Genomic DNA, 13,560 nt, shown 5'->3' on the forward strand with positions numbered 1-13,560 from the left:
GCTAGCTCCTCAGCTCGGCGGCGAGCGCCTCCACCACGTTGCGCTCGTCCTGGAGGAAGCGGCGCTCGGCGTCCTTCTGCTCGGAGACGGCGCGGGCATAGGCCTCGGTGAGGCGGCGCTGGTGGGCCTGCACCTCCTCCAGCAGCCTGGCGCGCGCGGGCCGCTCCGCCGTCGCGGTCACCCACGAGTCGCGGGCGTTCTTCTCCAGGTCTCCGCGGAGCACCGGGTCGAGGGCCTCGAAGGCATCAAAGGCACGCACCCGGTCCGGCGCCAGCTTGTTCTTCGTGCCGGCGAAGCTCCAGTGGTAGCCCTCCTCGTCGCGCGAGATGGCGCCGAACAGGGCGCACAGGGTGAAGGCGCGCAGGCGGGACTCGCGGGCCTCGCGCGAGGCCTGGGCGGAGCGCTCGGCGGTGCGGCGCTCCTCGGCGCGCTTGAGCTCCACGGGATCCAGGTCCGGCAGGCCCGGCGAGGACTCCCACACCGCCTCGATGTGCAGCGGGTAGGTGCGGTTCTTGTCGTCGCGCACGCGCTTGTAGCCGGAGTACAGCTCCGACTGGACGTTCTTGAACCAGTACACGGGGACACCAAGCAGCGCGCGGTAGAGCACCAGCGAGTCGCGCTCCTCCCAGCCCGCCACGCGGTTGGTGCCGGACACCACGCCCTTGAGGACACTCCAGAGCGAGCCCTCCTCGTCACTGGCGTACTTGTCGTGCAGGCCGGCGTAGAAGACGTCCGCGGGCGTCACCGTGGGGTCATCGCGGCGCGTGGCGTCGATATGGGCCAGCAGCACGCACTCGTCGGACAGGCGCTTGAGCCGGTCCTCGATGCCGCGGCGCACCTCGGTGGCGGACACGGCGCGCAGCTCGTCCTCCAGCTTGCCCTTGCGGCGCAGCTCCTCCAGGTCCTTCCCGGCCTTGTGCAGGGCGATGTAGCGCTGCTCCAGGTCCAACCCCGTCGCCAGATCGAGCCCCATCTCCTCCATCACCCGGCCGTAGACCTGCAGGGCCTGGGTCTCCAGCTTGCCGCGCACGTGCTGGACGATCTCGTTGGCATCGCGGGCGCGCAACTGGCCGCTCGGGTCGCGCACCGGGGTGAAGGCCTCGGTGACGGAGTCGAAGATGTCCGCCACGCGGAAGTTGGCGTCGCTGTCGAGCTTGTGGCTGTAGAACTCCTTCCACAGCCGCTCGCGGCGCCGGTCGTCGCGGAGCACCTCGGCGTCCAGGTAGTACTGGGCCACGTCCGAGCCCGCGTCCACCGCGGCCGGATCCTTACGGAAGCGCTCGGCCTGGGACTCGGCGTCCCGGGCGCGCTCGTCGGCCACCTGGGCCACCTTGCGGAAGGACTCCAGCCGGGCCTCGGCGTCCTTGCGCAGCTCGCTCTCGAAGGACTTCCAGAAGAAGCGCTTGATCTCGTCGCGGAACTCGTTGGCCCAGCTCTCCACCTTGGCCACGGAGCGCAGCTTGGCGGCGGCGAAGGCCTTGTTGTCCCGGTCCGTGATGCTCTGGAAGAAGCCGGGCTGCGCCTGCTTCGTCATCTCCGAGTCGAGCCGGGCGATCTCCTGGCGCAGCTCCGGGCTGTCCAGGTCGGGCGGCATGCCCTCGGCCTTGAGGTAGGCGCCCTCCTCCGGGTCCTTGAAGGGGACGATGAAGCCCTGCTCCAGCAGGCGCACGAGGAACAGCCGCTGGGCGATGGGGTTGACCTCGTACTCCTTGAAGAAGGACTCGAAGAAGCGGCCGGTGCGCACGTCGCCGCGCTGGGCCTCGAGGTACTCGCCGCACACGCGGGCGCGCGACTCGTCCTTGGCCCGCCGCAGCACCGCGATGGCCCGGCTCAGCGACGGGTTGCCCGGGTTGATGGACTGCTTCTCCACGTCCGGGATGTCGATCTGCTCGTCCAGCCTGCCGAAGATGGCCTCCAGCTTCTCGCGGAAGGCCTCGCCCAGGTTCTTCCCGCCCTTCCCGATCTGCTGCTGGATTCCGTAGAACTGGCCCTTCTCGTCGCGGCGCTCCTCGTCCGAGGCGCGGAAGGCCACGTAGCCCTTGAACTTCTCGTCAATGCGGCGGTTCTTCTCGTTGGGCTCCAGCCGCTGGAAGGCCGGGTCGCCGTAGGGCACCTGGAAGTCCGGGTGGTCCGCGCCGAAGCAGAGGAACTGCCGGAAGGCGCTCGCCACGTAGCGCAGGCCCGCGTACTTGAGGATGTCGCGGCGGGGCAGCTGCAGCAGCGCGGTGCCAAACGAGCCGTAGTGCACGGAGAAGTGGCCCAGGGCGAGCTTCTTCTGGTGCTTCTCGTAGTTGTCGTACTCCCCAGCCTGCGCGCCGAGCAGCGGCGAGAAGATCTGCAGGTAGCAGGCATCGGCCACCGCGTTCTCGTACTTCTCGATGGAGAGCTGGTCGGGCCGGTCGATGAGGTAGGTGAGCGTGAAGGGGCGCTCGGCGACGACCTGGCGGTCACGGTCCTGGCTGCCGGGGTCGTAGTGGAACTCGATCTCGCCCGAGCCGCCCGCGTAGTCGAGCTGGCGGTTGAGGTACTCCAGTTCCTTGAGGGCGGAGTAGCCGTTGGCGAGGATGTCCGGGTGGAGCTGGGGCTTCACCTTGTCGAGGAAGGCGGTGGGCAGGGTGAGCACGCCCGTGACGTTGGGCCGGCCCCAGCCCGCATCGAGCACCATGCGCCGCAGCAGGTAGGCCATGGGCAGGAAGCCGCCCGAGCCGGTACCGCCGGCCACCGAGCCGTAGAGCATGACGCGCACGACGCGGTTCTCGTTGTCGCGCCAGGGGTTCTCGCGGCGGGTGGACTCGTCGAGCAGCTTCTGGAGGGCCTTGCGGATGCCGCGGCGGTCCTCCTCGAGGTTGTAGTAGAGGCGCAGGCGGCTCTCCATGCGGATCTGCCCGGCGCCAGCGCCCTGGGTGGAGCGGAACTGGTAGGTGGAGGGGACCCACTGGGTGACGAGCTTGTCCTCTTGGAGCTCGCGCTGGCCGCGCTTGCGCTCGATGTAGGCGCGCGCGTCGAAGGCGGAGATGAGGAAGCGGTTCTCCACCGGGATGTCCTTGAGCTTGTCGAGGTCATCCTTGTTGGTGTCGATGCCCACGAAATGGGTCATCGACTTGATGCGCTCCCAGTTGGGATGGCGGCGCAACCGGCCGGCGAGCAACTGGACGATCTTCCCGCCGTTACCACCGAGCCCTACGAACAGGGTCGGGTTGAACTTCTCCGTCGCGAGCAGCCCCAAGACATCCCCCTCCGCGTCATCTCCACTGCATGTAGAGATTACGTGCCCGATATAGCACGTCGCGTCGGGGGCGGAGGACACCTCAAAGGAACTACTGGCCCGGCTCCACGCCAACCCCTGACTTGCGCTGCCCGGCACCGACGTAGCGTGCCGGTACCGGTACCCATTGGCGGAGGATCATCAAGACGAAGCTCAGCAGACCGCTGGTGAGCAGGCACCCGGCGAAGCGGGCCAGGGACACCCCCGCCGGCCCCGCGAAGGCGAGGAGCACCAGCGGCAGCAGGAGGCAGGTCCCCAGCACGGGAGCCACGTCGCTCCAGGGGCCCGCGCCGAAGTCCTCCGCCAGCGCGTGCATCAGGCTGAAGATGCCGCACAGCCCCACTCCCGTCAGGATGCCCAGGCCCGCGCCGAACATGAGGCTCTCCGGCTGACGGCTGACCATGATGGGATGCAGGATGACGCCCAGGGAGGCGAAGACCGCGGCCATGCCCAGCAGCACCGTGCCGAACCACTGACCCGGGGCCTCCCGCCGCCGCAGGAAGAACGCCAGCAGGCCAGGCGTCACCAGCAGCAGCCCGAGGACGGCCCCCATGGCCTTCTCCCGCTCGCCGCCCCAGGACAGCCTGGCGCCGGTGAACTCCAGGCCGATGAGGCTCAGCGCGACGAACAGGATCAGCGCCTCCAGCACGCCCCACCCCATCGCCAGCAACTGCGCCCGGGTGGGCTTGCGCCGGACCTCCACTCGCTGCATCCACAGGACTCCGGAGGCCGTCCCGCACATGGCCCCCACGGTGATGCCCGCCACGCTCCAGGTGCTCTCCAGGATGGGCAGCGTGAGGAGCACCGCGACGCCTCCGGCCAGCCCGCCCACCGTCGCGGAACCGGCAGCGGCCCCCACGCCCGTGAGCAGGCTCAGCCCCATCGCTCCGACGATCGCGAGGCAGTAGCTCATCACGAGCTGCTGCGACAGGACGTTCAGCAGGCCGGTGGGGAAGATGCCGGGGTAGAACAGGAGCGCGCCCGCGAGAGACAGATCGAACAGGAGCACCGTGACGAGCGGCCCCAACAGGCAGCGCAGCAGGAAGAGCACCAACGGCGTCTGCTGGCATTGATCCAGCGAGAGCTGGTACGCCCCGAAGCCCGGCTCCAGGCGCGGGTCCACGGAGGACAGCTCACGCTTCCAGGCCTCGGGGTCCCCGATGGCGGCCGTGAACAGCTTGATGGTCCCGTAGGCGAAGCTCCGCTGCCGCCAATCCTGGGGCCCGGCGCCGCTCCGCTGCCGCCAGAGCGAGAGGATGGTGGAAGCCGTGACGGCGAGCACCGTGCCCTCGGTCCGCGTCCGCTGCGTCACGAGCCCCACGACCTGGCCACCCTGAAGCACGGGGCAGCCGAGCAGCTCGCGAGCATCCACTCCGGAGTCCGGGCTCGTGGTCACTTCGAGCGCATCCCCCCTGGGAGTGAGCCGGCCCAGAACCCGCTGTCCTTTGTGCTCAGAGGACAAGAGCACGGTACAGCTCGAGACGTCCGATGGAGCATCCGCCAGCAGCGGCCACTCCGCCTCCTCGTCTCCCGAGGCATCCAGTACCTCGATCTTGAGGGCCGCGCTCCCGGCGCCCTCGCAGTCCTCCGCGCCTTCCACCTCGGGTGCCAGCAGCGTCAGGTTGGAATCGTCATCCGACTCCACGACGAGCACCTGCTTCGGCTGACCCGCTCCCTGGACCGTGACACGGCGCGTATCCCCACGCAGTGGCCCCAGCAGGTGGGAGGTGGCGGTCAGGTAGATGCCTGGACCGACACGCCAGGCACAAACCTCGCGCTGCTCCCTTCCCTGGGAGAGGACACGAAGACGAACGATCTCGGGTTGGTTCCCCATCGGGCTGCCCCCCGCGCCAGGACCCCTCCGGGGGCCACTGCACGCGGCGATGGCTCAGGGTACCACACGACCCTTACACCCGAAGAGCGGCCTGGCTCCTACTGGGGGTCTGGCGGATCCGGGGGCGGCTCCAGTTCTTCCGGCAAACTCGACCGGAGGAACTTCCATCCCTTTGGCAGATGATGCGCGGTGAACCCCTGGCCCGCGATGCTGACGAGCTCGCCATCCTTGGCCTTTCCACTGGCGAGCCATTCATCCGCTTCTTCTCTCGTTGAGAACGTTTGAGAAACGATGATGGGTTTGCCCCTGACGAACTCCCGGAAGTAGTTGCGATAGTCCTCCAGTTTCTGGATGTCTCGGACATAGAGCAAGGCTATCGCTGCGATCCGGAGGGCTTCATCTTCCGGCGAGTCCTTCTGATACTTGTCGCTGATGGTCCCAAGCGTCTTCATCACAGCTTGAACATCGAAATCCGAATCATAGGCCATTAGCGCACCGGATTAGAGGGCAAGAGGGGCCAGGATCAGCGCTCCAGAACCGCCTGTCGTGATGACAAAGGCGACGCCGACGATGACAACTACCGTCCCAAGAGCCACCTGGGCCTTGTGATTTCGAATCCACTCAATCGCCTCGTCAACACGCGAGAATTTCAGTTCCCGTACCTTCTGCTCGTTTGCCTTTTCGCATTCCATAAACACCTTGAGACACTCAGTTTCGCAGTACTGGTAGAATGCTCCGTCACGCCTTTCATGAGGGTAGGGCAAAGGCTCAGTATTCCAACAATCATTGAAGCACTCCCTCTGCTCCGCATCACAGTTACGGAAACCGGAGCCTCCAGTACCGAGGGCGGTGCCAACTCCCCGCGCGTCCTCGGAGATGACGTAGATCCGAGATTCCGGCCGTTGCGGGTGGGCACATCCGAGGCTGGCCATCACGACGGCGACCACCAGAATGGTCCATTTCATCTCGTCAAATCTGCCACGAGAAGCCCATCCGACGCTGTGGCGTCCAGCCCATGAGTCAGGCGCCAAACAGCAGCCGCGGGTTGCGTCCGCTGCGCTCAGTTCCACTTCAGGTACAGGCTGCCCAGCCGGTACACCGTGTTGGGCGTGTACCCGATGGCCAACTCCTCCGCCGGCACGGGCTCCCACTTCCCGGTGCGCTGCACCTTGCGCTCGAGTCCCGCGGCGGTCACGAAGCGCGTGGAGCCTCCCGGTCCCGCCTCCAGGACGAGCACCGCCGCTCGCGGAGCGCGCACGAAGTCTCCCCCCGCGTTCAGACACATCCGCGCGTTGCGGTAGAAGCCTCGCGTGCCCCCGGGAGTCTCGCGCAACGTGAGCGCCGAGGCCCGCTTGAGCCCCATCTCCGAGCCCGCCACGTAGACGCTCGCCGCCGGGTCGAAGTCATGCGGCCGCACGAAGCCCGCCACAATCCAACCAAAGCCAAGCATCCCCGCCGCCAATGTCAGCCACGGCCACCAGCAGCGCAGAAAACCTGTCTCGTCTACCTTCACCACCGCCGGGACCGTCACGGCCGAAGCCGCATAATGCGGATGCGTCGCGGAGAAGAGCACCCCGAGCCCATGCGGAGCCATCTGTCCGCAGCACCCCTCGGCGGCGAAGCAGACTTCATATTTGAGCGGCTGTCCCTTGCGCCCATTGCCCAGGTCCGCCTCCGAGCCCGCCACGGGACCACAACTCAGCACGCCATCCTCCACGGTCCCCTGCGCGGTGCAGGTGATGGGCACCCGGTCCGCGTTGGTGGAGCGGGACAGGTCCACCGTGACGCACCGGCGCGTCTCGGAGCGCTCGCCCCGCCACTGGCCGAAGTCGATCGACGCCGGATGGGGCACCAGGGCCAGGTCGAGGAAGCCCTCCACCTGCACGTTCCGGCGCGCGCGCTGCTCCATCCACGCGTTGCGGAACGTCACCTGCACGGGCGTCGGCGCCCCATCCCGCGACAGCTGCGAGGGCGTCCAGTCCGCCACGAAGCGCCCTCCCCCCTCGTGACGCAGCGGCACCTCCTGGCCGTCGAGCGTCGCCACGGCCGCGAAGCCGTCCGCCTGGAAGAAGGTCTCGTCATCGAACGTCTTCCCCTGGAAGAGCAGCCGCGCGTCGAGCCGCACCGGCTCTCCCACCCGGGCCGTCGCCGGCACCGCCAGCGAGGCCTCGAGGTCGTAACGGAGGATGAGCCCGTAATCGATGTCACCCGCGCCCTTCGGCAGCGACAACGTCCAGCGGCTGGGCTGGTCCGGCGAGTTGGGCGCGCGGAACACCTGATAGTGCCGGTGTGGCGGCTGGCACAGCTTCGGCGCGCCCCCGTAACGGACGCCGGGCGGGCAGCCGTTGTCCCCCGAGGCCTGGACCGGAACATTGCCCTGGGGGCCCTCCAGCTTCGCGGTGTACGCGGGCCCGGGCGAGGACGACGCCGTGGCCACCAGCACCTCCACCACGTACTTGCCCACCTCGAACGTCTTCGACTCGCCGGGCGACAGCGAGCCCGTCTCCGGCCGCGAGCCCAGCACGCGCGCATAGCCCCGGGTGAAGGCTTCAATCACCTCGCGCGGCTTCTGGACGAAGACCAGGTCCTGCGGATTGCGCACCAACGGCCGGAGGAACTGCTCGCCCGTCTGGCGAATCTCCTCACTGCCGAAGAGCCCGATGACCAGCGTCTCGAAATCAGCCCCCTCGGAGACTCCAAGTGTCCGGGGACCCTCGGACGGGTCCTTCAAGTCCTGCGGAGCACCATCCGTGAAGAAGAGGAACAGCCGGTTCGGCAGGGTCGAGCTCCGCAACCGGTTCCCCGCCTCCTCCAGCGGGCGCTTGTAGAAGGTGCCCTGCGAATAAGGCAGTGCACGGATGGCGTCCGCGTCCTGCGCGGGACGGGGCGGGTCCCGCTCGCTGTCACCGAAGGCCAACACCCCGACGCGGTCAGCCGAGCCTCGCGCCAGGCCCTCGACGATGAGCGTCCCGAGCACCGCGGCGCGCTCGGGATCGTTGGCCGGATAGCGGCGGCCCCGGTCGTCCCGGGACTCGACGCCCATGGAGCAGGAGTTGTCGAGGATGAGGACGATCTCGTTGCCCCCGCCCGCCGCTCCGGAGAGGAGCAGGGGCAGGACGAGTTGCGCGAGCATCATCTAGAGCTCCACCTTGAAGTATGTGCCCCCGGCCCGGTACAGCACCGAGGGGGAAGGAACATGGCCCTGCGCCAGGTCCGCCACCGGCTCCCACTGGAGGGTGCGGCGGTCCTGCTGCTCCAGGGGGCCGAGGCCCGTCAGCACCACCCCAGCACCCCGGGTGGCGCGCAGGAGGATGACCGCGTTCCGGGTACGGCCATTCACCTCGCCGTCCCCGTGCAGGCCCAGCCGCGCGTCACGGTAGAAGCCGGGGCTGCTGCCAGGACAGGCCTGCAGAAGGATGGAGGCGGACTGACGCATGCCGCGCTCACTCCCGGCCACGCGGATGGACGCTCCGGGCGGGAAGCGCGCGGGCTGGGTGAAACCAGCGATCAAAAGCCCGAAGCCGAGCAACGCCAGCGAGGGCCATACCCAGGCGCCGTGGCAGCCGAGGAAGCCCTGGCCCTCGACCTTCCAGCGCAGGCGCACCGTCTTCTCCTGCGCCTTGAACTCGGGGGTGAGCGGCACCACGCGCAGCACGGCCGAGTCCGGTGACACCTCCCCGGCGCAGCGCGGCACCTCCAGGCAGATGTCGAGCCGCCGGTCCTTTGGATCCAACGCCTCGATGCCCAGCGAGGGCTCCAGGCCGCGCGAGTCCTCCTGCCCCAGCGCATTGAGGAAGCGCAGCACCGGGCGCGACTGGCAACCGCCAAGCCCCTCGGCGCGCAGCTCCCAGCGGTGCTCCTCGGCGGCTTGCGAGCCACTGAAATCGAGCTTCTGGCAGGCCTTCGCCACGGAAGAGCCCGCGGCCACGGTGCCGAAATCCAGCTCCGCCGGCAGCTCCAGCTTCAACGGGGGACGCACCCGCACCTCGTGCGCGGGCATGGCCACGGGCCCCTTCGGTGTCTGGAACACGATGGACCAGCTCATGTTCCCGGGCTGGCTGTAGGTGGCGGAGAACGTGTACCGGTCATCCGCCCGGGGCGGCCCCCGGTAGCGCTCCTCGCCCGTGTCCACCACGCGGGCCTCCACCTTGGGATCCGCGAGCAGCGCGTCCACCTGCTGGCGGCCCGTCCCCGGCTCCGGGCGGAGGAGCCGCACCGTGCCCTGGCAGGGAAGCCCGACGTAGCAGGTGCGCGGCAGCTCCGAGGTGTCGAAGCCGAGCCCCAGGTCGCTCACCGTGGCGGAGACCTCGCCCGCGGGGCACACCACGCGCTCGCCCACGCGCCCGCCCGCGCTGAGCCGCACCTCGCGCGGCTTGGGGGACGCGGGCGGAGTCCACGTGGCCGCGAGCCCGCTGTCCGCTCGGAGCACCTGCGGCTTCTCCCCATCCACCTGCACCGTGAACTCCAACGAGAGACCCGCAGGCGGCGAGGCCACCGGCACCTGTCCCGCCGCATCGAAGAGCCGGGCGAGCAGCGGCGTGGACTGTCCCGCCACGAGCGCCTCGTGCACGGTGGGCTGCACCACGCGCGCCCGGAAGGTGCAGACCTCCACCTTCAGGCTCTGGGCCTCGGAGGCCGCCGCGCGGAGCGTCTCGTTGTCGCCAAGCGGCGGCCGCTCGGGGATGAACTCGATGCGGGCGGAGTCGGAGGGCGGCAGCGAGAACCCGGCCGACACGGTGCCGTCCGGCTGAACGGTGCCCTTGTGCTCGGTGGTCTGGCCACTCGCGTCGGTGACGCGGAACGTCCCACCGGTGATGCGGCGCAGCGCTCCGCCCTCATCTCGGACCGCGCCCACCACCGTCACCTGGTCGCCCGCGGTATAGGGGCCAGGGGAGATGCGCTCCACCCGAGCCTCGAGCTGCATCGGCGGGGGCGGCGGCGGGGGCGTGACGGGCTCACCGTTGATGATGTGCTCCACCACGACACCGGCCGTGTGCATCTCCCCGTAGACCCGCGCGCAGTCGTATTCATTCCCCCGGCTCCACGTGCCCTGGTTGCGCTGGAGGAACTTCGTCTCGCAGGTGGAGTCGTTCTCGTCGTAGCAGGCGAAGCATTCCCGCCCGTTGGTGACCCAGTTGTGGAAGTGCCACCTGGGGTGCATCGCGCGCACGTCAGGCCTGTCGCACGCGGCCACCACGTTCGGCGGAGTCCCCTCATACCCTCCGACACAATAGGTATCCCCGACCTCGCCCTGGGCCCCGGCGGGAATGGTCCACAGGAGCGGCACGAGGGTGAACAGCGCCGCGAGCACGCGGAGCATCACTTCCCTCCGGATTCCGTGACACGGGACTCACCGGACGGAGCCGGTGCTGGAGTCCGCGCAACCCCCGCGTCCTGCGCGGTTCCCCCATCGCTCTCCACCGTGGCGGAGGGGCCCTGAACGGGCGCTGGTGGCGACGCTGTATTGCCAGCCCCCAGCCCCAGGGCGATTCCCACGCCCATCGTCAGGATGCCCGTCGCGAGCACCCACCACAGGGGCACCCGGCGCCCGGAACGCCCCGCTGGCTCGGCCTCGGCCCGCGCCGCTGGGACCACCGGAGCGGCGGGCACCCTCTTGCGCGGCTCGGGAGCGGGCTCGGCCTGCACCGCGGGCTCGGGCGCGAGCATCGGCATGCCGTCCGGGAGCGTCTCCCGCCGCGCCTCCTGGGGACCCTTCGCCGTGCGCGGCACCTCGGGCTGTCCCGCCACCAGCAGGATGACCGTGATGTTGTCGGCTCCCCCGCGCTCGTTGGCTGTCTGGATGAGCCGCTCCACCGCGTCCTGGTAGTCGCGCCCCTCGATGAGCCGGTACAGCTCGTGGTCCTCGATCAAGTCGTACAACCCGTCACTGCACAGCAGCACCACGTCGCCCGAGCGCAGCTCCAGCGGCTCCGTCCAGACCTCGGGCTTGAAGCTCTTCTGCACGCCCGGGCTGCCCCCCAGCGCCTGCACGAGCACGTGCGCGTCGGGGTGGTTCCGCGCCTCCTCGGCCGTGAGGATGCCGTGGGTGATCAGCTGCGCGACCCGCGTGTGGTCCCGCGTGCGCTCGATCAGCCCTCCAGCACGGAACTGGTAGAGGCGGCTGTCGCCCACCCAGCCCACGTAGCAACGCGAGCTCATCACCCAGGCGATGACGCCCGTGGTGCCCATGCCCGGCGCGCCCCGGGTGACCACGGCATCGAGCACCGCCTGGTTGGCCTCGACGAACGCCTGGTAGATGGCGGCAGGCGGGTTGTCGGACGGGCTGGTGGCGAGCACCTCGACGAGGCGATCGCTGGCTACCTGGCTGGCCACCTCACCGGCCTCGTGGCCGCCCATGCCGTCACAGACGACGAGCAGCCGGGAGCCGTCCGGCTGAGCGGCGACGCGGAAGGAGTCCTCGTTCTGCGCGCGCTGGCGCCCGACATCGGAACTCCCGTGGATGTAGAGCGGGAGGCTCATTCGTCATCTCCCCTCGCGGGTGCGTAGAGGGTCCTCGCCTTCGCCCGAGGAGCCTCGGCGGACGGCTGTGGGTCGGCGGGGGCCGAGGGCGGTGCCGCGGCGATGGGCACTCCCGCGGAAGGCTCGGCGGGCTGGAGCCCGGGCTGCACCAGGGTGAGCTCCAGGTGCTGCGACAGGCGGATGCTCTGGCCGGGCCGCACCTGGACGCGCTCGCCCGGATTCAGGCGGCGCCCGTCCACGAAGGTGCCATTGGTGGAGTGCTCGTCCTTGACGAAGACGTTGCCCGCCTTGAAGAGCTGCACGGTCACGTGGTGCCCGCTGAGCTGGGGCAGGTCGACGGCGAGGTCCATCTCGCCCCGCCGCGCCCCGATGGTGAACGTGGACTTGTGCACCCGGTAGAACGGCTCGAGTCCCGGAGGCCCCTTGCTCACCACCAGCCGCGTCTCCGGCAGCGTGGCGAAAGGATCCTTCCACGCCGCGGGAGCCGCCGGAGGAGACTCGGGCTGCGCGGGAGGTGGCTCGGCCGCGGGCGGTGGAGCGGCGGGCTGCGCGGCCACGGGCGGCGAGGGATTCGCGGCCGGAGCGGCCGGCTCCGAGCGGCGCCGGGACAGCAGCACCATGAGCGCGATCAGCAACAGCAGACCCAGGCCGATGAGCAGGGCCAGCAACCACCAGGGCAGCCCACCCGGGGCCCCATCGGCGCCAGGAGCCCCCGCCGGGCCAGCCGCACCGGGAGCGCCCGCCCCACCACCGGGCTGCGTCGAACCACCGGGAGCGCCCGGCCCGCCACCGGGCTGCGTCGTGCCACCCGGAGTCCCGACCGCGCCACCGGGCTGCGTCGCCGTCCCGGGGCTGCCAGTGGGCGTCCCCGGTTGCGTCGGGGAACCCGTGCCCGGCTTGGACCCCGGCTGGGCCGTGGAGCCGGGAGTGCCGGGCCTCGCCCCCGTGCCCGCCTGCGCCTGGGAGGAACCCATGACGACCGTTCCCGGACAAGCGGCGGTCGCGGAGCCCTCGGCCCTCTGCCGGAAGGCGATCCAATCACTCCAGGTGGGGGTCTGGCCCCCGAGGGCCTCGACGGAGAGCCGGTCCGACGTCTGCCGGGGCTTCACGCCGCAGAAAGCCACGTCCAGCCAGTAGAGGTGCTCCAGTGCGCCCACGAGCCCCGTGACGGCCTGCCGGGCATCGACGTCCTCCACCTGGATGTAGCGGCCGCCGGAGCCCTCGGCGAGCTGGGACATCTCGTCGAGCCTCTGCGCGATGCCCTTGCCGGCACTCTGGCCGCTGAAGACGACCACGTGGACACGCACGCCCCGCTCGCGCGCCTCGCGGGCGAGCTCCTTCACCTTGAGCGCGGCCGACTCCTCGCCGGCATCGGTGAAGACGATGACCTCTCGCGAGCCACCCCGAGGGAGCGGCTGCTTGCGCGCGGCCTCGCGCACCGCCTGCAGGATGTAGAACTTGAGCCGGGTGACGAGCTGGTCCGTGCCGAGCGCCTCGACCCGCTCCAGACAGGCCCGGAGCCTGGCGGCGGTGGTCTCCTCGCAGTGAGTGGCCTTGTTCTTCCCGAAGGTCATCACCGTCACGGTGTGGTTCCGGGACCGGGCGCCGAGCTCATCCGCGTAGGCCTTCGCGAGCTCGAAGGCCTGGGGCCAGTACGCGGAGAACGACTTGGACTGATCGAAGGCGAGGACGGTGTAGCGGCGCTCCTTGGGAGAGTCGGCCATCCGGGCCACCGCCTTCACCTGGGCACCGGCCTGCTCCACGGCGACGCGGAAGCGATCCAGCGAGGCCCCCGCCGACCGGAGCTCCTTCTGGAGGGTGGGGTCGGTGACCTCGATCTGGAGCCGCGTCTGCCCGTTGGAGGCGGGAGGCACCGCGAGCACGGTGAGCCCGTTGTCGGCGGCGGCCGCGGGGAGGCCCGCGAGGAGCGCGGCAAGCAGGCCCGCGAGCATGAGGACGGTGCGATGCATGGAGCTCCCCC

Annotated in this window: 8 protein-coding genes; all 8 read right to left on the reverse strand. The window is 69.8% G+C overall.

Annotated features, from left to right (window positions below; genetic code table 11):
• Nucleotide 1 precedes the first annotated feature (1 nt).
• On the reverse strand, nt 2–3,226 hold the full coding sequence (locus NR798_RS34205) for a tubulin-like doman-containing protein (protein ID WP_375766733.1): 3,225 nt from the start codon (nt 3,224–3,226) through the stop codon (nt 2–4).
• Between the two features lie 91 nt (nt 3,227–3,317).
• A complete protein-coding gene (locus NR798_RS34210) occupies nt 3,318–5,099 on the reverse strand; it encodes a hypothetical protein (protein ID WP_375766734.1) in 1,782 nt (593 codons plus the stop codon).
• Between the two features lie 98 nt (nt 5,100–5,197).
• The gene (locus NR798_RS34215; protein ID WP_375766735.1) at nt 5,198–5,587 is read right to left on the reverse strand and encodes a hypothetical protein; all 390 of its coding nucleotides are present in this window, start codon (nt 5,585–5,587) and stop codon (nt 5,198–5,200) included.
• Nucleotides 5,588–5,599: 12 nt separating this feature from the next.
• Entirely contained in the window at nt 5,600–6,064 is a 465-nt protein-coding gene (locus NR798_RS34220; RefSeq protein WP_375766736.1) for a hypothetical protein, read from the reverse strand.
• A 95-nt stretch (nt 6,065–6,159) separates the two neighbouring features.
• Nucleotides 6,160–8,235, reverse strand: coding sequence for a hypothetical protein (locus NR798_RS34225; RefSeq protein ID WP_375766737.1), 2,076 nt, complete (start codon nt 8,233–8,235; stop codon nt 6,160–6,162).
• On the reverse strand, nt 8,236–10,419 hold the full coding sequence (locus tag NR798_RS34230) for a hypothetical protein (RefSeq protein WP_375766738.1): 2,184 nt from the start codon (nt 10,417–10,419) through the stop codon (nt 8,236–8,238).
• Entirely contained in the window at nt 10,419–11,579 is a 1,161-nt protein-coding gene (locus NR798_RS34235) for a PP2C family protein-serine/threonine phosphatase (RefSeq protein WP_375766739.1), read from the reverse strand. The genes NR798_RS34230 and NR798_RS34235 overlap by 1 nt, the downstream gene beginning before the upstream one ends.
• Entirely contained in the window at nt 11,576–13,549 is a 1,974-nt protein-coding gene (locus tag NR798_RS34240; RefSeq protein ID WP_375766740.1) for an FHA domain-containing protein, read from the reverse strand. The genes NR798_RS34235 and NR798_RS34240 overlap by 4 nt, the downstream gene beginning before the upstream one ends.
• Between the last annotated feature and the right edge of the window lie 11 nt (nt 13,550–13,560).

The organism is Archangium gephyra (assembly GCF_042230915.1).
Lineage (GTDB): Bacteria > Myxococcota > Myxococcia > Myxococcales > Myxococcaceae > Archangium > Archangium gephyra_B.

What these genes read in the sequence shown, in the direction of transcription:
- NR798_RS34210 (WP_375766734.1), bottom strand. Translation starts at nt 5,099, where the DNA reads ATGGGGAACCAACCCGAGATCGTTCGTCTTCGTGTCCTCTCCCAGGGA.
- NR798_RS34215 (WP_375766735.1), bottom strand. Translation starts at nt 5,587, where the DNA reads ATGGCCTATGATTCGGATTTCGATGTTCAAGCTGTGATGAAGACGCTT.
- NR798_RS34220 (WP_375766736.1), bottom strand. Translation starts at nt 6,064, where the DNA reads ATGAAATGGACCATTCTGGTGGTCGCCGTCGTGATGGCCAGCCTCGGA.
- NR798_RS34225 (WP_375766737.1), bottom strand. Translation starts at nt 8,235, where the DNA reads ATGATGCTCGCGCAACTCGTCCTGCCCCTGCTCCTCTCCGGAGCGGCG.
- NR798_RS34230 (WP_375766738.1), bottom strand. Translation starts at nt 10,419, where the DNA reads ATGCTCCGCGTGCTCGCGGCGCTGTTCACCCTCGTGCCGCTCCTGTGG.
- NR798_RS34235 (WP_375766739.1), bottom strand. Translation starts at nt 11,579, where the DNA reads ATGAGCCTCCCGCTCTACATCCACGGGAGTTCCGATGTCGGGCGCCAG.
- NR798_RS34240 (WP_375766740.1), bottom strand. Translation starts at nt 13,549, where the DNA reads ATGCATCGCACCGTCCTCATGCTCGCGGGCCTGCTTGCCGCGCTCCTC.